Below are 22,957 nucleotides of genomic sequence, written 5' to 3'. Positions count from 1 at the left end.
CATTCCTCGTGTCGTTCCCCCGGTCAGGAGGCGGTGTCGGTGAAACTGTCGAATCCGTATCGTGCGTGCGGGCCGATCGCGGCCACCTCGAACAACCCCGTCCCGACGACGGTGTCGCCGCTGTCCTCGAGTCGGAAGCGGGTGAGATTGTCGACGGGACAGAACATCCGGAGGCCCGGGTCGATCTCGGAGGCGCGCTTGCGCAGTCCCTGCACCTCGAGTTCGCCCTGCCACATGCCGTGACGCCAGTCGGCTTCGAGGCCGTACCCCGTGCCGATGCCGATGTAATTGGGCACCAGCAGTTCGCAGGTGACGGTGACGACTTCGCCGGTCGGACGGTGGAAACTCAGCGACGCCGCCGTCACGTCCCGCGTCCCCGGCTCGAACTTCAACTCGTGCTCGGGCCGGCCCAGCCATTCGGGTTCGCGGTCGGCGTCCGGCCAGATCCGGACGGCGTCCTCGACGATCCGCCGGCCGAGTTCGTCCTCCTGCAGGACGACGGAGACGGTGTAGTCCTCGAACTGCATCACCGAATAGATCCAGAAGAAGTTCTGGATGCCGTCGACCGCCCGCCGGCCGGGCGGTTCGGACTCACCGACCGGGCGCACCCCCCATGACCGGTCGCGGTTGCCGCGCCAGGTGTCGGGGGTGACGGACAGGCTCTGCCCGTCGATTGTGAGTTCGCCTGTCCAGGTGCCGGTCTGGACGAAGCGGCTCGTGTCGAACGTGACCCGTTCGAGTTGCCGGCGGAAGTGCCGGGGCTCCAGCGTCGCGGGGATCGCGCCGTCGAAGGTGAGGTCGAAGGAGAGGTCGTAGTCGCCCGGCTCGAGTACTACGCGCAGGCGTTGCAGGCCCTCGAGGACCTCCACGCGGAACGGCCCGATCGTGGTGTCGGAGCGGTCGTGGCCCAGTGCCGCCGACCCGCGGACGACGATGTGGTCGTCGCCGCGGCGGAGCACCGCGAACGCGTCCGTCACACCGAGATTCGGGTACTGCCCGAGACCGATGATGAGGAAGAGGTCGGACTCCGCCGACGGATAGCAGTTGAAGTAGTAGCGGTCGTAGAAGTTCCGGTCGGATGTGGCGACGCGCCGAATGGGTTCGGCCACCTGATGAACGGGGTAGTCGTCCATCGGGGAGAGCGAGTTCCCCGTGTAGTCGGCGGTCATCGGATCTTCTCCCAGTAGGTGCCGTCGAGCATCGCCTCGAGGGAGGCGCGGTGCATGATCATGTCGTCCGGGTCCGCCGGCAGGGCGGCCTGCCCGAAGTGGATGGCGCGCTCCTGGATCCGCAGCATGATGGTGGCCTGCCGGAGTGCCGCGTAGGCGGTGTAGTACTCGAGATCGCGGGGCGTGTGGCCCGTCAGTTCCTCGTAGCGGGCGGCGAGGTCGTCGAGTCGCAGGAAGTCGGGCATCCCGTCGAGTCCGGCGGCCGCCGCGATGTCCTCGAAGAACCGGTGCAGGTATGTCATCCAGCCCAGGTCGAGTTCGCGAGGTCCGAGTGTGGCCATCTCCCAGTCGAGTACGGCCACGGGCCGGAAGTCCTCGAACATCATGTTGCCGATGCGGGCGTCACCCCAGCAGAAGACGGCGGGGGAGGAGTCGTCGGGGAGGTTCTCCTCGATCCACGCGAAACCGCGTTCGATGAGCGGCGACCGCGGACCGGACCGCGTCGTCCATTCGTAGTATTCGCGTTGCTGCCGGATGTGCGCGGCGAGCGCCTCGGTGACGGTGGGGCCGGCGCCGGGCAGTCGCAGGAACGCGAATCGCTCCCACGGCCGGTCGATCTCGTGCAGTTGCGCAAGCACATTCACGGCGCTGTGCTGCAGCAGCGCGCGCTGCTCCTCGGTCGCCTCCGTCACCCACGACCCGAAGTTGTAGGGCATCACGTCCGGCGGGACCTGTCCGGACACCCGGGCCATGACGAAGAACGGGGCGCCGAGCGGACCGGGATCGGACTCGGACCAGTAGACGACCGGGACCGGGACGGCGGAGTGCTCCCGCACCTGAGCCATCACCTGGAACTGTCCGTCGAGGTCGTAACTGGGGAAGACGGGCATCGTCGTGTCGGCCGGTGCGACCCGTGCGACCAGTGGGTGGATCTCGCCCGACCAGGTGGCGTCGAACAGGATGGTCTCGCTCGACATGCCGTTGGCGTCGGGAAGGTGGAGGTGGGTGACCTCGGGCGCGGCGTCGGCGGGCAGTCGATCGGCGAGCCAGCGTTGCAGCGCGTCCCGGAGGACCTCCGGATCGCGGCGGGAGTTACTGGGCCTGGCGACTTCGGACGAGTGATCGGAGTCGTCGGCGGATCGGGCAGTGCTCGTGCTCACGGTCACCTCCTCTCTGAACGTGGTGTGACCCTGAACACTAGAACACGTTACAGAATTTCGGAACAGGTGAGGAGATCCTGCGGCGTCAGCCCTCGCCGACGGCCAGGACTCCCGCCCCGACGAGGGTTCCGGAGGCGCCGAGTTCCGCGGGCACCACCCGCAGATTCGCGACGAACGACAGCCGCGCGTGACGGGCCGCGGCCCGGCCCATAGGCTCCCACAGTGGGGGTCCGGCCTGGGCGAATCCGCCGCCGATCACCGCGAGGTCGACGTCGAGCAGCGCGGCGGCGGACGCGATCGCCTGCCCCAGTGCGGTCCCCGCGCGGCCGAGTGCGGCTACGGCGACGTCGTCACCGTCCGAGGCGGCCCTCGCCAGTTCGACACCCGTCGTCCCGCGCCACCCGTGGGATCGGGCCCAGCGCACGGACGACGGTCCGCTGGCCACCGTTTCGAGGCATCCGGCCCCGCCGCACGTGCAGGGGTCGGTCGCGCCGGGCACCACCATGTGACCGATGTGTCCCGCGTTGCCGGTCCGGCCGGCGGCGATGCGGCCGCCGAGGATCACGCCGCCGCCGATGCCGGTGGACACGACGAGGCTCAACAGGTCGGGGGCTTTCCGTCCGGCGCCGTGATGGTGTTCGCCGAGTGCGGCGGCGGCGCCGTCCATGGCGAGCCGGGTTCTCGCGCCGGGGAAGAGTTCCCGTACGGCGTCGACCAGGCCGAATCCGCCCGACCACTCCTCGATGTTGATGGGGGACGCGGTGCCGGCGACCGTGTCGACGGGTCCCGCGCAGGCGATGCCGACCGACGTGATCTGCGCCGAACCTGCGACCTCGCACAGCAGGGCGGCGCACGCGTCCGCCACGCCGGTCGCCGGGGTCGGGGTGGTCGCGGGGTGCGGCACCGTGCCGTCCGCGTCGACGATCCCGGCGGCCATCTTGGTGCCACCGATGTCGAGAGCCAGCGCGACCACGGTCAGTTCTTCCGCAGTACGAGGACGAGGTTGCTCACCAGGAACTCCCGCAGTCCGGGGACGCGCACCAACCACCACGCCCACCGCGGGTGATAGCGGGGGAAGGCCGCCAGGAACTCCGCGTCCCGGGTGCGCCGCGCCCACCGAAGCCCGTCGGTCGCGCCCACTTCGAACAGGGAGACCCCGTACCGGTTCTTGGGCTCGCGGCCGTTCTTTCGCAGGTACCGGCGTGCGGCGTACTCGCCGCCCAGTGCATGCCACGGTCCGGTCTCGTGCCCGCCGAACGGCCCCCACCACAGCGTGTACGACAGCACGATCAGGCCGCCGGGTTTCGTCACCCGGACCATCTCGTCCGCCATTGCCCACGGTTCGCTGACGTGCTCGGCGACATTGGAGGAGAAGCAGATGTCCACGGACGACGTCCGGAACGGCAGCGCCAGCCCCGACCCGCGCACCGCGCCGCCCACGGCGAGCCCCGCGGCATGCATCTCGGACGGATCCGGTTCCACGGGGACGTACCGGGCGCCGGCTTGCTGGAACACGTCCGCGAAATAGCCGGGTCCGCCCCCGACGTCCAGCACCGTCGTTCCGGTGAGGTCCGAATCGGTGAGACCGCCGTACAGGTCGCCGATCAGTTCGACGGAGTCGCGGGCGAGGGCGCCGTAGAACAGGTCGGGCGCGGTCTGTTCGTGCCGGAAGTCGCTGAGCAGGCCGAACGACCGCTTGAGGGTTGCCCGTCGACCGAATCGCCGGGTCACGGGAGGCGTCGTCACGAGATTGAACCTTAGCGAGTGCGGCCGCCGGGGCCGCAATCCGTTCGCGGTGGCTGCAACATCCGGTGGAATGCGACCGATAGGGTGTTCGGGGACTACCGCGCGGAACGTCCCGCCCCGAGACCACATGTACCGCACCGACCACAGGAGTATATGAACGTGCGAGAGGTTCTGCTGCTCTGCTGGCGCGACACCGGTCACCCGCAGGGTGGCGGCAGTGAGCGGTACCTCGAGGAGGTCGGCGCCCAGCTCGCGGCGCGGGGAATCAAGGTCACCCTCCGCACGGCCGGTTACCGCGGCGCCGCCAAGCGGGAGACCGTTCACGGCATCGAGATCAGCCGGGCAGGCGGACGGTACAGCGTCTATCCGCGCGCCCTCGCCGCGATCGCGGCGGGCCGGCTCGGGTTCGGTCCACTGCGCGGCATCCGGCCCGACGCCGTCATCGACACCCAGAACGGCATCCCGTTCTTCTCCCGCGTCGTCGCCGGCGCACCCGTGACGCTGCTCGTCCACCACTGCCACCGCGAGCAGTGGCCCGTGGCCGGCCGGCTGATGGGCAAGATCGGCTGGTGGGTGGAATCCCGGTTGTCGCCGCGCACCCACCGGGACGACCAGTACCTCACCGTGTCGCTGCCGTCCGCCGACGAACTGGTCGAGCTCGGCGTGGAACGCGAACGGATTGCGGTGGTGCGCAACGGAGCCGACGACATCCCTCCCGGTGTCACGGTCGGCGGCACCGGCACCCGGACGGCGCACCCGAGCGTGTGCGTCCTGTCACGGCTGGTGCCGCACAAGCAGATCGAGGACGCACTCCAGGCCGTCGCCGCCCTGCGCCCCACCGTCGCCGACGTGCACCTCGACGTCATCGGCGGAGGCTGGTGGGAGCAGAACCTCCGCGACCGCGCGCACGAACTGGGCATCGGCGACGCCGTCACGTTCCACGGGCACGTCGACGAGGCGCGCAAGCACCGGTTGCTGTCCCAATCGTGGGTGCACGTCATGCCGTCCCGCAAGGAAGGCTGGGGTCTCGCCGTCATCGAGGCCGCGCAGCACGGGGTCCCGACCGTCGGCTACCGCAGCTCCAAGGGTCTGACCGATTCGATCGTCGACGGTGTGACCGGGATTCTGGTCGGCAGCGCGGAGGCGGCGACGGCGGACGTCGGCGAACTGACCGCGGCCGTCCACACCCTCCTGCTCGACCCCGAGACCCGTCTGGTGCTCGGCGAGAAGGCCCGCGTCCGGGCCGGCGAGTTCTCCTGGCGGCACACCGGGAACGGCGTCCACGAGGTGCTCGCGGGTACCGCCGCGGGTCTGCGCACGTCAGGGCTGGTGTCGCCGGCGCTGGCGCGTCCGGGCCTCGAGCACGCCCGCGCCGAGTAGTCCGCCTGCCAGCAGCAGCGCCCACAGCACGTGGGCCGCGATCACCGCGTCCCGTGTTCGGTCGGACGCCTCGTGCGGTGCGACGTCGCCGTCGACGCGGTACAGCTCCAGATGCTCGTCCGAGAACCGTCGTTCCAGTCCGGACAGGGTGGTCGCGGATTCGCCGCGCGGTCCGGGCGTGTCGCGCTCGAGCAGCACCCACCGGACACCGAGCGACGCGAGATCGGCCGCGGAACCGCCGGTGAGCAGCACCCGTTCCACCTGCTGCGCCCGGGACCCCTCGCCCTTCACCGTGCCGCCCGCCACCACCAGTTCGCCGGTCTGCAGGACGTCCGCGGGTAGCCACCGCGGGGCGGGGTCCAGGACGGGCGCGGAACCGCTGTAGGGAAACTTGCGGAACATGCCGGTGGGCAGCACGGCCACGTCCCCGCTGTCCGGGTCCTGCTCCACCTCGGCGGCCACCTGCTGCCACGACTGCGGATAGTGGACCGGGCGCAGCGCGCCCCCCACTCCCCACGCGAGGTCGGGCAGGGCCAGCAGCACGATCAGGACAGCCGAGACGGACCAGGTCGCCGGCCGTCGCAGCACCGCGGCCGCGGCGGCGAGCGCATACAGCGGCGCCGCCAGTGCCACCCACTTCTGCGCGTCCCGGAGCAGCCCCGCGCCGGGGACGTTCTGGACCAGCCAGCGGCCGGCGTCGAGAACCCACGCCGTGGCCCCGAGGGTGGGCAGCAGCACCGCGACCAGCGCGAGCGCCGACAGCGCGGCCACCACGGGATGCCGGCGTCGCCGCCACAGCGCGGGCAGGCCGAGGACCACGACCCCCAGCAGCATTACCGTGCCGACGAGCGCGAACAGCGACGTCCGGGTCTGCGGTACCGCGGTCTCGTTCCACACCCCGCCGAGACCGGCGAGGCTGCCGAGTGTCGCCAGCCCCGGCTCCGCCCGCGCCGCGAACGCCGCCACCCCCGCGGGATCGGAGCCGTCCCCACCGCCGCCCGACAGGGCCGTGGCCACCAGCCACGGCGCGCTCGCGACGACGAACAGGCCCAGCGCGACGGTGACGCGGAGCCACACCGCGGATCGTCCGCCGGGGAGCACGAGGACGGCCAGCGCCGTCACCGTCGCGAGCAACACGCCGGTGGGTGTCAGCCCGGCAGCGGCGAGGCAGGCCGCGACGGCGAACCAGCCCTGCCGGTGATCCCGCCGAATCGCGACCGCCGCACACACCGCCCACGGCAGCGCCGCGTACCCCGTCAGCAAACTCCAGTGACCCTGCAGCAGCCGCTCGGCGACATACGGGTTCCACACCGTCACGGTCGCGGCCACGAGCTGCGGTCCGAGCCCGGCGGTCGGCAGGACGGTGCGGACCATCCGGGCCGCACCCCACCCCGCCGCCCACAGCGCGAGCACCAGGATCGCCTTCACCACCAGGCCGCCGTCCACGAACACGCTCAGCGTCGCGAGGAGAGCGTCCTGCGGCACGGCCCGTGCGGCGGCGTCCGTGAGTCCGAGCGCGGAATCCGTCAGGAAGGAGCGGGGGGTGCTGACCGCGTCCCGCAGCAGCAGATAGCCGGGACCGAGCAGCGGCCCGAGAATGAGCAAGGCCAGCGAGAGGCTGTAGACCGCTGCGACGAACGATGCTCGGCGCCGGGCGGTCATGGGCCGTCACGATACGTGGTGCATCGACCCGGCTCGCACGGCACGTAGTGCATCATGGGGCGCATGCGACGCCAGACCCTGAGCAGCTCGGCGGTCGCCGGGGTGACGTTGGTGACGGCGGGCTCGATGACCGCGAATATCGCGTCCTACCTGCTCGCCTGGGCGGCGAGTCGCTGGCTCGGCCCGGCCGGGTACGGGGAGTTCGCGAGTCTGCTGGCGGCCCAGCTCGTCCTCGCCGTCCCCGCTCTCGCGCTGCAGACCGTGGTCGCCCGCGAGGTGGTGCGGGGCAAGGGCGCCCGCGCCGTCCGGCTGCTGGGGTACCGGTGCGCGGTGATCGTCGCGGTCGCGGCACTGGTGCTCGCCCCCGTCGTGTCGTGGGTCCTCGACACCGGCATGCTCGCCACGTTCTCGGCGCTGATCACGGCGCCCGTCCTGGTCCTGCTCGCCACCGAACAGGGACTGCTGCAGGGCGCCGCCCGGTTCGGCCCGCTCAGCGTCGTCCTCGCGGGAGCCGGTGTCGCGAAGGTCGTTCCCGCGGTCGTGGTGCTCGCCGTCGGCGGAGGACCGGGTCTCGCGCTCGCCGCGAGTGCGGTCGGCACCGGGCTGGTGGCCCTGTGCGCCCGACTGTTCGCCGATTCGGGGATCGCCGGGGAGTCGAGTACCCGGATCGGCGTCCCGGCCGTCCTGAAGGCGTCGCAGGTGCAGTTGGCGCTGATCGCACTGTCGTCGATGGACGTGGTGATCGCCCGGATCGTGCTGAGCAACGACGACGCCGGCCTGTACGCGCTGGGCGCCGTCGCGACGAAGGTCGCGTTCTGGCTGCCACAGGCCGTCGGAGTGGTGCTGTATCCGCGGATGGCGAACCCGGCGCACTCCGCGCAGGCGATCCGCTCCGCGCTCGCAGTCCTCGTCGGACTCGGCGCGGTCCTGGTGGCGGGAGTCGCGGTGGCCGCCCCGCTCGTCCCGCTCCTCGTCGGCGACGCGTACCGGCCCGTGCAGTCGCTGCTGTGGTTGTTCGCGCTGCACGGCGCGTGCCTGGCCGTCCTGCAGGGCGCCCTGCTCTCCGCTATCGCGGGGGAGCGGACGCACCTCGCCGTGATCGCCTGGGTCGGCTTCGCCGTCGAGATGGCCACCATGCTCACCCTCGCGTCCACGATCGGGCAGCTCATCACGGTGGCCGTCAGCGTGGCGTCGAGCACCGCCCTGATCGTCAGCATCCTCGCGGTCCGCAGCGCGCGACGGGATGCGCCGCGCCCGATGTGACATTCGTTCACTCCCACGAGCCGCCTGTGACATCGGGCGCCGCCACGCACAGTCCACCCCGGGTACGACGAAGGGGACCTCGGTGACGTACCGAGGTCCCCTTCGCGACCGGACTACGTGGCGTCCGGCCGTACTGCTCTAGCGCTCGTCGTACCGGCGCGGATCTGCGACGGGAATCTCTTCCGTCTTGTCCGTGGTCCAGTCGTGCTGCTCCGTGGGAGCCTCCGACTTGTCGAGGTCGACGCCGTGGCGCCCACCACCGCTCTGCGGGTGGTCACCGCCGTCGGCCGGTGCGGGCTGCTTGCCCTTGCCGCCGCGCAGAGCCAGGAAGAGTCCGGCGATCAGCGCGATGACACCGAGGATGCCGGCGATGATCGGGACGGTGCGACCGAACGTGCTGATCTTGTCCATGCCGTCCTTGGCCTGCTGGACCTGGTACTCGATGGTCTGCTCGTTGAACGGCAGTTCCACCTTCAGGACGTCGATCTCCGGCTTGTCCTTGTTGCGGGCGTAGTACTGGTGCAGCTGCTCCTGGCCCTTGACGACGACACCGGTCTCGGGCTCGACCCACACGTCGCGCACGTTGGTGTACCAACGGGTCATCGTGACGGGGAGGGTGCCGCCGGGGACGCCCCAGGTGTCGGCGGGCAGCGTCAGCTTGTTGGTGGGCGAGTTGACGACCTTCGACAGGTCTACGGGCGCGATCGTCTGGTTGTAGTGGTACACCTTCAGGCCGTTGATCTCCGTCTCCTCGACGAAGTCGATGTCCTGGGTGGCGCGCGCGCTCAGGTCGAAGTAGGGGTAGCTCTTCTTCTCCGAGTTGAACGGGAACTTGTACTGCAGTCCGTCGCGCGGAACTTCCTCGGCAGGCTGGTTGGGCTGCGTCTGGATGGTGCCCACCGGGTCGTTGGTCGGCATCGCCGTCTTGCGGTCGACGGTGCTGCGGTCGACGATCGCGGACAGCAGTCCGGTGTCGCCCTGCTTGTCGGTGCGCCGCAGGGTCTGGCCCGCTTGGAGAGTGACGACGTCCGCGTTCGCAGGGTCCTCGGTGGTGACGTAACGCTGTGACACCAGTGGAACGTTCGTGTTGACTTCGGCCTTGCCTGCGAGAAGAGCCTGCGAGTTGAGCACGCTGCCGGAACCTTCGGCGATCGTGGTCACTTCGAGGTCCAAGGGCGTCTTCTCCAGCTTGCCCACCGTGTAGGTGGGAATGAGAATGGCGACGGCCAAGAGGAAGGCACCGAGGCCCACCAGAATGCAAGCAAGTATCCGGCTCGGCCCTGAGCGCTCCGCCATGCTTTCTCTCCTAACCCAAATCTGTCGATTGAGATTCCCCCACCGGCAGCACGGCTGCACGGATCGCATGGAGCCCACATCGACACCACGTGAGGCAAAACACTAACAGTCTCGAATGCGCATTTGCCCCATCGGATAGTAAACGCACCAGCCGTTCAGCGGCGAAGTGACCGGGGCGGAGTTTTCCGTCACAGCGCCGTTACCAGGCACACTGTTCGTGATGAGCACTTCGGTCAGCACCTCGCCGGCGCCTGCGGCGCCCAGCACCCCTCGGGGTTTCGTTCCCGCACTCGAGGGGATGCGCGGTCTCGCGGCGCTGGGCGTGCTCGTGACGCACGTGGCGTTTCAGACGGGTGCGACGCACGTGCCCGTCCTCGGCCGCATCTGGGGACGATTCGATCTGGCGGTGGCGGTCTTCTTCGCGCTGTCGGGATTCCTGTTGTGGCGCAGCCACGCCGGGGCGGCGCGGGGGATGGGTCCCGCGCAGGGGGTGCTCCGGTACTGGATCTCGCGGGCGACGCGCATCCTGCCCGCGTACTGGGTCGCGGTCGCCGTGGTGCTGACGTTCCTGCCCACCGCGCACGCGAGTTACCGCACCTGGTGGGCGAATCTCGGTCTCGTCCAGGTCTTCGTGCCCCTCACCCTCACCGACGGTCTGACGCAGATGTGGAGTCTGTCGGTGGAGGTGGCGTTCTACCTGGTGCTGCCGTTGCTGGCCTTCGGTCTGGTCCGGTTGCGGGGTCCGGCTGCGCGGCTGCGTCTTCCGGTGATCCTCGCCCTGATCGCGGCAAGTCTGGCGTGGGCGTTCGTGCCGATCCCCACACCGGGTGGCATCCATCACGACAACTGGCTGCCCGGCTACCTGCCCTGGTTCGGAGCGGGCATGGTGCTGGCCGAACTGGCGGTGAGTCCGCCCGGTCGGATGCATCGCTGGGCGCGTCACCGCGTCCGGATGTTTCTCGTCGCGGCAGTGGCGTTCGCTCTCACGGCCACCGACCTGGCCGGCCCGGAGGGGCTGGTTCGTCCCGAACCGTGGCAGTACGCCGTCAAGATGGCGCTCGGCGCCGTCATCAGCTTCGCGCTGATGGCCCCGCTGGTGCTGTCGGACACGTCGAGGCACCGGTTCCTGGCGAGCCCGCCGGCGCTCGCCGTGGGGCGCTGGTCGTACGGCATCTTCATCTGGCACCTGGCGGTGCTGTCCATCGTCTTCCCGGTGTTCGGCCTGATTCCGTTCTCCGGCCACTTCGTCTACATCCTGTTCCTCACCACCGTGATGAGCGTCGCGGTCGCGTCGGCCAGTTATGCGCTGGTGGAGGAACCGGCCCGCCGTGCCGTCAAGCGCTGGGAGGCTCGGACCAGTAGCGCGGAACGTCCGAGCGGCAGCACGGCGAGCCCGGTCGCGACGAGTGCCAGCAGCAACGGGAACTGAACCAGGAACGAGTGACCCACGTATCCGCCGGGCGCACGCCACGGCCCGGTGGAGAGCATCGCCATGCCGACCATCGCCGACGCTCCGGCGACCCCGACCAGTACCCGCGCGGTGGTGGCGGTGCCGCGGAGACGGACGAGACCGACCACCAGCAGTGTCACCACGACCGTCGTCGCGGCACCGACGGGACCGCCGATCACGGTGGCGGCAGCGAGGACTCCCAGCCACCCGACCGTCGCGCTGCCCCAGGTCCGGGGTGCCGGGCCGGGATCGCGCTCGCGCCCGCGGCGCGGCCACAGTGCGGCGGCGGCGAGGGGAATCAGCAGGAGCAGGCCCCCGAAGATGCCCAGTCGATACCAGTGGTCGGTGGGGAAGTCGAGCGTCACCGTCCCCTCGGTGCCCGCGGGCAGGATCCAGCCCTGCTGCCAGCCGTCGACGACGATCGGGGTCAGTTCGCTGCCGTCCGGTGCGGTCGCGACCCAGCCGACGTTCGTGCTCTCGGGGACGACGACGATCCGGTCCGCATCCGAATGCGGCACCGTGAGTTCGCGGTGGTTCTCCGTCCATGCGGTGGTCGACACCTGCTCGGTCGGAACCGGAGGCGACGGGACGCCGGCGTTCAGGCGGAGGCTGTCGACGAAGAACGCCGACCCGGGGGCGACGGTCACGTCCTGGGCTCCGGCTCCCAGCGGAACCGGGCCGGGGGCGTCGCACACGGTCGCGGGAACCGGTTCGCCGGAAAGTATTTGCCCGGCCGTTGCCGTGACACTGGTGCGAACGGGCTGTCCGCCGATCGTCACGACCGGACCCTCCTCGCACGGCACGGTGACGGTGCGCGCGCCCGCGTCGTCGACGGGACCCGAACCGGGCAGCAGGTTGCCGTCCGCGCCCAGCACTCCGACCTCGGCGAGTCCGGCGGGTTGCAACTGGGCGAATCCCAGCGCGTTCTGGTCGAGGGTGCTCTTCCAGGACACGAGGCTGAGCACGATCCGGTCGGTCACCCGGGGTTCGAGCGTGACGGTGCCGTCCTCGTCCACGTCGCGCACCTGCGGTCCGTTCCCGAGGTCGACGGCGACCCGGTCGGGAGCGGCGGGCACGGCGCCGAGGCTGGGGGTCAGGTGCAGGCCGGTGACCAGCGTGGGTTCGGGAAGGTCGATCGTCAGGGTGGGTTTCGCACCCTTGCCGGTGGTGGTGTCCTGCATCGCGGACCAGCTGGTGCGCGGATCGTTGTCGGTGGCGGCGAACGCCGACCCGCGCAGGTCGGCGATGTTGCTGGTGCCGTGCGCGGACGGCCGGTCCCGTTGGGTGAGAAGCTCTTCCAGTGGTGCGCCGTGGCGTGCGCGGAGCATGAGCTGTGGTGTGACGGCGGTGGGCTCGGGCACCGACAGCGTGCGCTCGAACGTCCCGACCTCTTCGGGCGGCAGGACGAAGGCGTTGCTGCACCGCACCCGGTCGGGGGCCTCCGCGCAGGCGTTGCGGCCGGGCAGTTCCTGGCTGAGATCCCAGCCCGAGACGGTCGCGCCCTCGGGTGTGGACGGCAGCACGGTCCGGTACCGGATCGGCAAGGTGACGGGGGCGTCGCGCTGCGAGAAGTCCTCGACGGACACCTCGCTGATCCCGAACTGCGTTCCCGCGGAACCATTCTCGGTGCGGGTCGCAGTGATCCGCACCCACGGGGTGACGCCGCCCGGGACGGACACGGCGATCGGCTTGCCCGGCGCGTCCACCTTCACGGCGGTGCTGCCGTTGGGCGTCGACACCTCCATCCAGCGGACGGGCGCGCCGATCGCGGCCGGGCTCGTCGTGATGTGCAGCAGCGAACTGGTGAGCGGCGTGTCGAAATCGATCTGGAGCCACTGACCCAGCGCCCGCTCGATGCCGTTGCTGAACCAGCCCGTCGCCGGATCCCCGTCGACGGTCGCCGCGGCACTGCTGGCGGGGGAGGCGCCGCCGAGTTGGGTGGCGTCGGACGCCGCGCTCGACACGCTCAGCGTCGCGCCCTCCCACTGCCCCTCGACCAGCGGGGTGTCCGCCACCGGATAGTCGGGGACGAGGTTGAACGTGCGGCGCGCGTCGTCCGGGGCGCGCAGCGCCGAACTGTGGTTGTCCACCTGGCCGTAGTCGGTTTCGCGGTCCCGCGGGGTGTCCGTGACCGTGACGTCGTCGACCGGCAGTCCGGCGCGCTTCGCATCCGCGGCCAGCAGGACGGGCCCGGCTCCGGGCAGGGCGCCGTTCTCGCGCAGGCGTTGCAGCGATTCCGGGCCGCCCTGCACGCGGGGGATGCCGTCGAGGTTCGCCGTGTACGGCCCGCTCGTCGTCGGCGAGCCGTCCGGCATCGACACCGCGTAGATCTCGATCGCCGGATACCGGGGCCGCAGGTCGCTGTCGATCACCAGTCCCTCGACGTCGCCGGGACCGATGTCCTCACCGAACTCCGCCACCGGAGTGAATCCGGGTGAGCCGGTGACGGCCTGGTGGGCGAGCAGCGGTCGCGTCGACCGCGACGTCTCGGGGTCGAGGTCGTTGCGTAGGACGAGGTAGTGGATGCCCTGCCCGAGGAGGGTCTGCGCCATGCCGTCCGACGGGCGGCCGTCCGCGATCAACCGCTGGATCGAGTCCATCGCCCGGATGGTGCCGGGCGGGGTGAGGGGGACGGCGTCGCGGGACGCCCACGGTGTGGACGCCAGCGCCTGCAGGGGTTCGTCGCGGGTGAGCCCCCACAGCTGGCTTCCGAACGGTGCGCCGGGCACCACGAGCGCCCGCTCGGCGTCGGATCCGTCGGGACTCGTGCCGCCGGCGTTGTCCTCGAGCCACGACGCGGCCTGCTGCCAGTAGTCCGGGACGTCGGTATACGTGCCCCGCGGTGCCAGCTTGCCCGTCCAGGCCAGCGACGTCGCCAGGGTGAGAGCGACCAGCACGAGGCTCGTCACCGCGACCATCGGTTCGCGTTCGGGGTGGGCGAACGCGCTGCGCCACCGGGCGAGCGGCACGGAACCGGGCAGCGGCACCTTCGCCAGCAGGTGCGCGAGCCCCAGCACGAGCGGCAGCCGGACGAGTGGCTCGAGCTTGTGGACGTTCCGGAGGGGAGCCCCGCCGGAATCCAGGAACAGTCGCACCTGCTCGGCGAACGGGGAACCCAGTTCGCCGATGTATCCGGCGGCCAGTCCGGCGACGCCGGCGAACAGGATCAGGGTGAGGCGGCCGCGGGCCGGCATCGAGCGCATGCACAGCCCGGCGAGCCCGGCGGCCGCGATCAGCCCGGTCGCGGCGACCGCGGCGGGCTGGGTCACCAGGACGGCGCCGGCAATGCGTTCGGGGGAGACGAACGGGGTCCAGCTGTCGGTCCCGCGGAGGATCTCCGCGAGCGACGTCCACTGGGTGGTCACCCCGGACGACTCGATGTAGTCGAGGAACGGCGGGCTCACCTTGCCGAGCAGCAGCAGAGGCACGATCCACCACAGCGTGGCCAGGGCCAGGAACGTGAACCACCATGCGGTGAACACCCACCACCGCCGGTTGGGCCGGTGCGAGATCCACCACAGCCCGGCGACGAGGCACGCGGCCGCGGTCGCGACGGCGTTGACGGCACCCATCAACGCGACGGCCAGCGCCGACTGGGCGGCCAACCGGGCAGGTGAGTGCCATCGTGTATCCCGGGACGCATTGCCACTCACGTGGGCGAGGGCGACGACCACGGGCAGGAGAACCCACGGCGCCAGCATCATCGGGAGGGTCTCCGACGAGATCGACCCCAGGGTGGTGAGGACGCGGGGGGAGAACGCGAACGCGACACCGGCGATGATGCGGGACGAGCGGCTGCCGACGCCGACCGCCTCGGCGAGCCGGACGATGCCCCAGAATCCGGCGACGAGCAGCAAGGCCCACCACACGCGCTGGGTGATCCATGCCGGGACGCTCAGGACGTCGCCGAGGGCGAAGAACGCGCCGTGCGGGAAGAAGTATCCGTAGGCCTGGTTCTGCACCTGGCCCATGGGGGCCTGGCTGCTCCACTGATGCGCGGCCCGCTCCAGGAACCCGATCGGGTTCTGGGACAGGTCGTATTTGGTGTCAGCGGCGAGCCGGCCGGGGGTTTGCAGGAATGCGAGAAGAAACGCTACGACAGAGGCGCCGAACAGCCACCGCCGGGAGAGAGGTTCCGCCGAGGGCGACATGGCCGCCGACTCGGGGAAAGTGCGGGAACGTGTCGAACCGGCGCTCTCAGCGGCTGCCGTACTCAACCTGGTTCAGGAGTGAGGAATCCGCGTTGCCGCTCCGGTCGATCTCGGGACGCGTGTTGTCCTGTGCGGCTGCGGTGATGCCGAGCGTCGCCACGGTGCCGAGAGCGACACCGACCACGGCGCTGACCACACCGGGCACAAGGAACTTCCCCATCAGACATCTCCCATTGTCGTGCCATCGACGCACACGGCTACTCCCGCGTACGAATTGCTCGGGTCAAGGTATCACCCAGAGGCCGCCGAACTGCTGATTGGTGCTCGGGCGCCGCTGTTTCTGCAGTTCACGGACCCTGCTGCACACCGAGTGCCCGAAGGAGGGTGCGCAGTTTCGTGGTCGTCTCGTCGAGTTCGGATTCCGGGTCGGAGTCGGCGACGATCCCGCCGCCCGCGGACGCCAGCGCCTCGCGGCCGTCCGCCGTGATCTCGGCGCACCGGATGGCGACCACCCAGTCGCCGTCACCGGCGCCGTCGCACCACCCGACCGCGCCGCCGTAGAACCGTCGGTCGCCCTCGACGTCGCGGATGGTCGCCAGGGCGAGGTCGGTGGGCGTGCCGCACACGGCGGGGGTCGGATGCAGCAGGGTCGCGAGGGTCAGCGCGCTGGTCGACGGATCGCGCAGCACCCCGTCGACGGGGGTCGCGAGATGCCACACCTCGTGCGTGCTCGTCAGGACCGGCGTTTTCGGGACGGTGAGTTCGGTGCAGAGCGGGGTCAGGACGTCCTCGATCCACGCCGTGACGAACGCGTGCTCGGCCAGATTCTTCGTGGACTCCAGCAGGCCGCGGCCTTCCTTCTCGTCGGCCTCCGGATCGGCGCGACGAGGGGCGGTGCCGGCGAGGGGCCTGCAGGTGACGCGACGTCCCCGGCGGCTGAGCAGCACCTCGGGACTGGCGCCGACCAGACTGTGCCCGCGGAAGTCGTCGCCGGCCGCGGACAGGTCCACCGCGAACCCGTTGGCGGTGGGGTTCTGGTGAATCATTCGTGCGGCCAACGCTTCTGCGGAGATGGGGGCGTCCGCGCGGAGGGTGACGCTGCGTGCGGCGACGACCTTGCCGAGAACACCGCCGCGCAGGCGGTCGACGAGGGATCGCACCCGCGCCACGTGCTCGGCGGGTTCGGGGACCTCCGCGGTGAGGCGTACGGGCGGGAGGTGGGGAACGGCGACGGGCCGCCACGGGCCGTCCGTGAATTCCCAGGATTCCGGGGCGCTCAGCGCCGCGGGGTGTCCGGGGTCGAACGGAAGCGCCCCGACGACGAGTTCGGTGTCACCGTGCGCGAGCGCGGCGACCGCAGTCGCTGCCGTGTCGTATCCGTGCCGCACGCCGGACGTGCGGAGCGTCCGGTCGGCGCGTGAGAGGAGGAAGCCGTCCATGGTGCACCCGACAGTAGTCGGGCGCCGTGGCTACTTCCCGGGAGGCACGATCAGCACGGGACGGTGGCTGTGACGCAGCACGTGGTCGGCGACGCTGCTCTGCAGCAGCGACCGCAGGCCGGTGGTGCCGCGGGTTCCGGTGACGATGATGTCGACCGCGAGTTCGTCGGACGTCTCGACGATGGCCGTCCAGATCGTGCTGGTGCATTCGATGCAGCGACCCTCGGTGGACAGCCCGGCGGCCTCCGCGAGTTCGACGCCCTCCGCGTTGGTGACCCGGGCGTCGGAGAACGCGACGTCCTCGGTTTCCTCGTCGGGGACCCACTCGGGCTGCATCACACCCGACAGTCCGGACATGCGCGCGGCCTGACGGACCATCGGCTCCCATACCGTCACCAGCACAGCGCGATTGGAGGCGAGGAAGCGGCCCGCGCACTCGACCGCGCGCTTGGCGTTGTCGGATCCGTCGTAGGCGATCAACATCAAACCACCGGGCACCACGACCTCCTGAGTACGGGTTTCCTCTGATGTCCAGATTACCAAGGAGGACGGCAGCGGTCCCTGATTCGGGGCCTGTGAGGGCAGCATCGGTGGCGAACTGGGCTACCGTCGAACCCATGCGGATCAAGTATGCCCTCGCGCTCGCTGCCTGTACCGGCCTCGTCGCCGGATGTTCGTCGGGTGGTGGCGGGACGGTCGCGGAGTCGTCCTCGGCCACGTCGGCCCCGTCGTCCGCAGAGCCGTCCTCCGCGGATCCGGCGTCGCACACGGGCACCGCGGCACCCGCCGCCGCTCCGGCGTCGTGCGAGACGCAGTTCCTGCAGTCGTTGCCGTTGCGGCGCAAGCTTGCTCAGCTGCTGAACGTGGGGGTCACCGGCACCGCGGACGCGGCGCAGGTGGTCCGGGCCGAGCAGGTCGGTGGCATCTTCATCGGCAGCTGGACCGACGAGGCGATGCTCGCGAACCACGAGGTTCCCCAGGTCGCCTCGGCATCGTCGCTGCCGTTGATGGTGACGATCGACGAGGAGGGCGGACGCGTGTCGCGTGTCGAGAACCTGCTCGGGGCCGACCCGTCCGCCCGGCAGACCGCCGCCACGATGACGGAGGAACAGACGTATCAGATGGCGCTCGAGCGCGGCCGCGGTCTGAAGGATCTGGGGGTCACCGTCAACTTCGCCCCGGACGTCGACGTGAGCAGCCAGCCCGACGACAGCGTCATCGGCGACCGCTCCTACTCGAACGATCCGGCCGTCGTCACCCGCTACGCCGACGCCTACGCGCGCGGAATGCGGGACGCCGGAATCCTGCCCGTGATCAAGCACTTCCCGGGCCACGGATCGGCGTCCGGCGACTCCCACACCGGGGCCGTCACCACCCCGCCGCTCGACCAGCTGCAGAACAAGGACCTCGTCCCGTTCCGGAACCTCGTGTCCACGGGCGTCGGCGTCATGCTCGGCCACCTCGAGGTGCCGGGTCTGACGGCACCCGGGATCCCCGCCAGCATCAGCCCCGACGCGGTCGCACTGCTGCGCGGCGGCACCGGGTACGGGGCGCCCCCGTTCACCGGCCCCATCTTCACCGACGACCTCAGCGGCATGCAGGCGATCACCGACCGCTACGACATCACCGAGGCCGTCGAGACGGCGCTGGAGTCCGGTGTCGACGTCGCGCTGTGGCTCACCACCGACGACGTCCCGCGGGTGCTCGATCACCTCGAGGGCGCCGTCGCGTCGGGCAAGCTGCCGCAGCAGCGCGTCGACGAGGCCGTCCTGACGGTCGCCCGGGCGAAGGGCGCCATCGCCTGCTAGCGCGCGGTGTGGCGACGGGGTGCTGGTATTCTTCTCGTCCGCCGGTCGAACCCGCTTTATTACCGTAGAGTAAGATAGCGGGTTCGACGAATATTGGAGGACGAATGGCCGGCGGCACCAAGCGACTGCCGCGCGCAGTGCGCGAGCAGCAGATGCTCGACGCTGCCGTCGACGTCTTCTCCGACAGAGGTTTTCACGAGACGTCGATGGACGCGATCGCGGCCAAGGCGGAGATCTCGAAGCCGATGCTCTACCTCTACTACGGTTCCAAGGACGAACTGTTCGCGGCGTGCATCCAGCGGGAGGGGCTGCGCTTCGTCGAGGCACTCGCTCCGGCGGGAGATCCGGGGCTGAGCCCCCGCGAACAGCTGCGCCGGGCGCTCGAGGGTTTTCTCGGGTTCGTCGGCAAGCATCGCAAGTCGTGGATGGTGCTGTACCGCCAGGCGATGGGGCAGCAGGCGTTCGTCGGGTCGGTGCAGTCGAGCCGCGACCGGCTGATCGAACTGACCGCGCACCTGCTCGAGTCCAGCACCAAGGACCCGGAACCGGGCCAGGATTTCGAACTGATCGCCATCGCCCTGGTCGGGGCGGGGGAGGCCGTCGCCGACCGCGTCGCCGGTGGCGAGATCGAGGTGGACGCCGCCGCCGACCTGCTGGAATCCCTGGCCTGGCGCGGCCTCGCGGGCAAGAAGAAGCCGGAGTGAACGAGACGCTCGTTCGGTCAGATCGAACGAGCGTCCCGTTCGTCCCGGTCAGCGCAGCGTCGCGGTGAGGTGCGGGTACCCCTTCTTCGGGTGCTTGATCGACAGGTCCCAGCCGTCGGCGGTCTGATCGGCGTACACGTTCAGCGTGGACGGCAGCAGGATCGGCTTGCCGAAACGCACGCTGTACGTGACGGCGTCCGGAATCCGGCCCTCCACCGTCCCGAGGACGGCGGCGGCGCTCCACATGCCGTGCGCGATGGTCTTCGGGAACCCGAAGGCTTTGGCGCCCAACGACGACACGTGAATCGGGTTGCGGTCACCGGACACCGCGGCGTACCTGCTGATCGTCTTCTGATCGACCCGCATCGTCCGCAGCGGACGCGCCGGCTCCTCCTCGGCCTTGGGCTCCGGGCCGGGCTGACCGGACAGCGACGTCTTCTGCTGACGCAGGAACGTCGACGTCTGCCGCCACACCAGTTCGCGCCCGACCTTGATCTCGCTGACCACGTCGATCAGCAGTCCCTTGCGGTGTTCGCGCAGATTCTCCGCGTGCACCGACACGTCGAGGGGCTCGATCACCGAGATGGGCCGGAACCGTTCGATGACGTTCTCCGCGTGCACGGAACCGATGGCGGGGAAGGGGAACCCCTCGGACACCATCAGTTTCATCACGATGGGGAACACGAGCGTGAACGGGTACGTGAGCGGCAGGGTGTCGCCGAACCGCAGTCCGGTCACCCTGTCGTACGCCGCCAGGTTGTCGGGGTCGACGCGCACGCCGTTCAGAACCAGAGTCGTGTCCGGGGCGCTGTCCCCGCTCGCACCGATGACCGGCAGTGCGCTGCGCACGGCGCGGGCGTAGATGTCGAGCGTGCCCGGCTTCTCCGTGAGTTGCACGACCTTGCCCGACATCAGGCGCCCAGCAGACTCTGGCCGCAGACGCGGACGACCTGCCCGGTGACGGCGTTCGACGCGGGGCTCGCGAAGTAGGCGACGGTCTCCGCGACGTCGACGGTCTCGCCGCCCTGCATCAGGGAACTCATGCGACGTCCGGCCTCACGGGTGGCGAACGGGATCGCCGCCGTCATCGCGGTCTCGATGAAGCCCGGTGCCACGGCGTTGATCGTGATCTTCTTCTTCGCGAGCACCGGCGCGGACGCCTGCACGAGTCCGATCACGCCGGCCTTGGAGGTGCCGTAGTTGGTCTGGCCGCGGTTGCCCGCGATGCCGGCGATGGACGAGACGTCGATGACGCGACCGCCCTCCTTCAGCGCACCCTTGGCGACGAGGACTTCGGTGATGCGCTGCGGTGCAAGAAGGTTGACGCCGATCACCATGTTCCAGCGGCCCTCGTCCATGTTGGCGAGCGTCTTGTCGCGGGTGATGCCGGCGTTGTGGACGATGATGTCTGCGCCGCCGTGCCGCTCGAGGACGAACTCGGCGAGCTTGTCGGCCGCGTCGGGGGCCGTCACGTCCAGCGCCAGGGACGTGCCGCCCACCTTGTTGGCCGTCTCGGACAGCGCCTCACCGGCGGCGGGGATGTCGGCGCAGATGACGTGCGCGCCGTCGCGGGAGAGGACCTCGGCGATGGTCGCGCCGATGCCGCGGGCGGCACCGGTGACGACGGCGACCTTCCCGTCGAGCGGCTTGTCCCAGTCGGCGGGTGCGACGGAGTCCTCGTCGCCGACGCGGATCACCTGGCCGCTGACGAACGCGGACTTGGCCGACAGCAGGAAGCGGAGCGTCGATTCGAGACCGGACAGTCCGGGGGCGGCCTTCGGCGAGACGTAGACGAGCTGGGCCGTGGTGCCGCGCTTGACCTCCTTGCCGACGCTGCGGGTGAAGCCCTCGAGCGCGCGCTGCGCGATGTGCTCGTCGACGCCCGACGTCTCCTCGGGGGTGGTTCCGAGGACGACGACGCGCGCGGACGGCGCGAGGTTGCGGATGACCGGCTGGAAGAACTCGAACAGCTGCTCCAGTTCGGTGACCGAGCCGATGCCGGTGGCGTCGAACACGAGGGCGCCGTACCTGTCGTCGCCGGCTCCCGCGGCGGGGTAGTCGGACAGCAGTTCGCGCAGCGGTTCGACGAGACGCCCCTTGCCGCCGATCAGGACCGGGCCGGCGAGCGGCGGTTCGCCGTGCTTGTATCGCCGCAGGTGCTCGGGCCGCGGCAGTCCCGCCTTCGCGGCGATGAACGCGCCGGGTGCGGATGAGAGGAACTGGGAATAGATGTCGGGAGCTCCCTTGCTGGCTGCCACGGTCCTACCTTCTGTCGTCGTTAGGCGGTCAGTCACCGAGCACCGAGTGAAGTGCGGTGTCGACAAGCAACTTACTCCTGAGTAAGAATAGTAGCCAACAGGTAATCGCACCAGATCCTTGGAGACGTCAGTGACCAGCAAAGCTCGCACCAATTCAACCACCGCAGCGGCGCCGAAGCCGGGCGGAAAGCAGCAGCGTCCCGTCGCGATCGTCGGCGGAAACCGGATCCCGTTCGCCCGCTCCGACCGGAAGTACGCACAGGCGTCCAATCAGGACATGTTCACCGCGACCCTCGACGGACTGGTGAGCCGCTTCAACCTCCAGGGTGAGAAGCTGGGCCTCGTCGCCGGCGGTGCCGTCCTCAAGCACAGCCGCGACTTCAACCTGATGCGCGAATGCGTGCTCGGCAGCGCCCTCAGCCCCTACACCCCGGCCTTCGACCTGCAGCAGGCCTGCGGCACCGGACTGCAGTCGATCGTCGCCGTCGGTGACGCGATCGCGGCCGGTCGCATCGACGCCGGTGTCGGCGGTGGCGTCGACACCACCTCCGACGCACCGATCGGCGTCAACGACGAACTCCGCGAATTCCTGCTGTCGCTGAACCGCGCGAAGAGCACCGGCGACCGCATCAAGCTCCTCGGCAACGTCCGCCCGTCGATGCTCGGCATCGAGATCCCGCGCAACGGCGAACCCCGCACCGGGCTGTCCATGGGCGAGCACGCCGCCATCACGGCCAAGGAGTTCGGCGTCCGCCGCGAGGACCAGGACGCACTGGCCGCCGCCAGCCACCAGAACATGGCCGCCGCCTACGACCGCGGCTTCTTCGACGACCTGGTGACCCCGTTCCTCGGCCTCACCCGCGACGACAACCTCCGGCCCGACTCCAGCGCGGAGAAGCTGGCCAAGCTGAAGCCGGTCTTCGGAGTGAAGGCGGGTGACGCGACGATGACGGCGGGCAACTCCACCCCGCTCACCGACGGCGCGTCCGCGGTCCTGCTGTCCACCGACGAATGGGCCGCCGAACGCAAGCTCCCCGTGCTCGCGCATCTCGTCGACTCCGAAACCGCTGCCGTCGACTACATCCACGGCAAGGACGGCCTCCTGATGGCGCCGACGTACGCCATCCCGCGCCTGCTGGCCCGCAACGGCCTCACGCTGCAGGATTTCGACTTCTACGAGATCCACGAGGCGTTCGCGTCGGTCGTGCTGGCGACGCTGCAGGCGTTCGAATCGGACGAATACTGCAAGGAACGCCTCGGACTCGACGGCGCCCTCGGCTCCATCGACCGCAGCAAGCTCAACGTCAACGGGTCGTCGCTGGCGGCGGGGCACCCGTTCGCCGCGACCGGCGGCCGCATCGTCGCCTCGCTCGCCAAGATGCTGGCGGAGAAGGGTTCGGGCCGGGGCCTGATCTCGATCTGCGCCGCCGGCGGCCAGGGTGTGACGGCAATCATAGAGGCGTGAACCGAC

At 70.2% G+C, this 22,957-nt stretch carries 17 protein-coding genes and 1 pseudogene; 6 read left to right on the top strand and 12 right to left on the bottom strand.

The annotated features are described in order from the left end of the window. Positions 1-23: 23 nt before the first annotated feature. The 4 genes from ACFTWF_RS27345 to ACFTWF_RS27330 form a co-directional block, all read right to left on the bottom strand. Positions 24-1,169 (bottom strand): hypothetical protein, encoded by a 1,146-nt coding sequence (locus tag ACFTWF_RS27345; protein ID WP_378464282.1) that lies wholly within the window; start codon positions 1,167-1,169, stop codon positions 24-26. After that, complete coding sequence (locus ACFTWF_RS27340; RefSeq protein WP_378464281.1) at positions 1,166-2,335, bottom strand: phosphotransferase family protein; 1,170 nt, start codon at positions 2,333-2,335, stop codon at positions 1,166-1,168. The genes ACFTWF_RS27345 and ACFTWF_RS27340 overlap by 4 nt, the downstream gene beginning before the upstream one ends. Before the next feature lie 79 nt (positions 2,336-2,414). Further along, positions 2,415-3,302 (bottom strand): ROK family protein, encoded by an 888-nt coding sequence (locus ACFTWF_RS27335; protein WP_378464280.1) that lies wholly within the window; start codon positions 3,300-3,302, stop codon positions 2,415-2,417. Between the two features lie 2 nt (positions 3,303-3,304). Then, a complete protein-coding gene (locus ACFTWF_RS27330; RefSeq protein ID WP_378464345.1) occupies positions 3,305-4,060 on the bottom strand; it encodes a class I SAM-dependent methyltransferase in 756 nt (251 codons plus the stop codon). Between the two features lie 174 nt (positions 4,061-4,234). On the opposite strand from ACFTWF_RS27330, the gene ACFTWF_RS27325 reads away from it, so the two are divergent. Beyond that, the gene (locus tag ACFTWF_RS27325; protein WP_378464344.1) at positions 4,235-5,455 is read left to right on the top strand and encodes a glycosyltransferase family 4 protein; all 1,221 of its coding nucleotides are present in this window, start codon (positions 4,235-4,237) and stop codon (positions 5,453-5,455) included. Here the strand turns inward: ACFTWF_RS27325 and ACFTWF_RS27320 are convergent. After that, positions 5,396-7,117, bottom strand: coding sequence for a hypothetical protein (locus tag ACFTWF_RS27320; protein ID WP_378464279.1), 1,722 nt, complete (start codon positions 7,115-7,117; stop codon positions 5,396-5,398). The genes ACFTWF_RS27325 and ACFTWF_RS27320 overlap by 60 nt on opposite strands. 54 nt (positions 7,118-7,171) lie before the next feature. Here ACFTWF_RS27320 and ACFTWF_RS27315 point away from each other — a divergent pair, with 54 nt between their 5' ends. Next, positions 7,172-8,380, top strand: coding sequence for a polysaccharide biosynthesis protein (locus ACFTWF_RS27315; protein ID WP_378464278.1), 1,209 nt, complete (start codon positions 7,172-7,174; stop codon positions 8,378-8,380). Positions 8,381-8,518: 138 nt separating this feature from the next. Here the strand turns inward: ACFTWF_RS27315 and ACFTWF_RS27310 are convergent, their stop codons facing one another. Continuing rightward, positions 8,519-9,676, bottom strand: a complete 1,158-nt coding sequence (locus ACFTWF_RS27310) for a DUF3068 domain-containing protein (protein ID WP_378464277.1) — start codon at positions 9,674-9,676, stop codon at positions 8,519-8,521. 220 nt (positions 9,677-9,896) lie between these two features. On the opposite strand from ACFTWF_RS27310, the pseudogene ACFTWF_RS27305 reads away from it, so the two are divergent. Continuing rightward, positions 9,897-10,955, top strand: a pseudogene (locus ACFTWF_RS27305) (acyltransferase family protein); the annotation flags it as partial. A 20-nt stretch (positions 10,956-10,975) separates the two neighbouring features. On the opposite strand, the gene ACFTWF_RS27300 reads toward ACFTWF_RS27305, so the two are convergent. From ACFTWF_RS27300 to ACFTWF_RS27285, 4 genes are all read right to left on the bottom strand, one after another. After that, entirely contained in the window at positions 10,976-15,277 is a 4,302-nt protein-coding gene (locus ACFTWF_RS27300) for an alpha-(1->3)-arabinofuranosyltransferase family protein (protein WP_378464276.1), read from the bottom strand. 46 nt (positions 15,278-15,323) lie between these two features. Then, positions 15,324-15,497, bottom strand: a complete 174-nt coding sequence (locus ACFTWF_RS27295) for a DUF2613 domain-containing protein (protein WP_005258546.1) — start codon at positions 15,495-15,497, stop codon at positions 15,324-15,326. A 127-nt stretch (positions 15,498-15,624) separates the two neighbouring features. Beyond that, a complete protein-coding gene (locus tag ACFTWF_RS27290) occupies positions 15,625-16,716 on the bottom strand; it encodes an isochorismate synthase MenF (RefSeq protein ID WP_378464275.1) in 1,092 nt (363 codons plus the stop codon). Positions 16,717-16,746: 30 nt separating this feature from the next. Next, positions 16,747-17,214: a universal stress protein gene (locus ACFTWF_RS27285; protein ID WP_378464274.1), complete on the bottom strand. Its 468-nt coding sequence runs from the start codon at positions 17,212-17,214 to the stop codon at positions 16,747-16,749. A gap of 119 nt (positions 17,215-17,333) precedes the next feature. Between ACFTWF_RS27285 and ACFTWF_RS27280 the strand changes: the two genes are divergently transcribed. Next, positions 17,334-18,524 carry a glycoside hydrolase family 3 N-terminal domain-containing protein gene (locus tag ACFTWF_RS27280; protein WP_378464343.1) on the top strand — a complete coding sequence of 397 codons (1,191 nt, stop codon included), beginning with the start codon at positions 17,334-17,336 and terminating at the stop codon, positions 18,522-18,524. A gap of 104 nt (positions 18,525-18,628) precedes the next feature. Then, a complete protein-coding gene (locus tag ACFTWF_RS27275; RefSeq protein ID WP_005243713.1) occupies positions 18,629-19,228 on the top strand; it encodes a TetR/AcrR family transcriptional regulator in 600 nt (199 codons plus the stop codon). Between the two features lie 48 nt (positions 19,229-19,276). Here the strand turns inward: ACFTWF_RS27275 and ACFTWF_RS27270 are convergent, their stop codons facing one another. Both ACFTWF_RS27270 and ACFTWF_RS27265 read right to left on the bottom strand, forming a co-directional pair. Continuing rightward, complete coding sequence (locus ACFTWF_RS27270; protein WP_378464273.1) at positions 19,277-20,140, bottom strand: MaoC/PaaZ C-terminal domain-containing protein; 864 nt, start codon at positions 20,138-20,140, stop codon at positions 19,277-19,279. After that, complete coding sequence (locus ACFTWF_RS27265) at positions 20,140-21,486, bottom strand: 3-oxoacyl-ACP reductase (protein WP_378464272.1); 1,347 nt, start codon at positions 21,484-21,486, stop codon at positions 20,140-20,142. Before ACFTWF_RS27265 ends, ACFTWF_RS27270 begins: the two co-directional genes overlap by 1 nt. A 130-nt stretch (positions 21,487-21,616) precedes the next feature. Here ACFTWF_RS27265 and ACFTWF_RS27260 point away from each other — a divergent pair, with 130 nt between their 5' ends. Then, the gene (locus ACFTWF_RS27260; RefSeq protein WP_378464271.1) at positions 21,617-22,951 is read left to right on the top strand and encodes an acetyl-CoA C-acetyltransferase; all 1,335 of its coding nucleotides are present in this window, start codon (positions 21,617-21,619) and stop codon (positions 22,949-22,951) included. Positions 22,952-22,957: the final 6 nt, after the last annotated feature.

This window comes from Rhodococcus sp. NPDC056960, assembly GCF_042674125.1.
GTDB lineage: Bacteria > Actinomycetota > Actinomycetes > Mycobacteriales > Mycobacteriaceae > Rhodococcus_F.
This window is presented reverse-complemented; position numbering and strand designations above follow the sequence as displayed.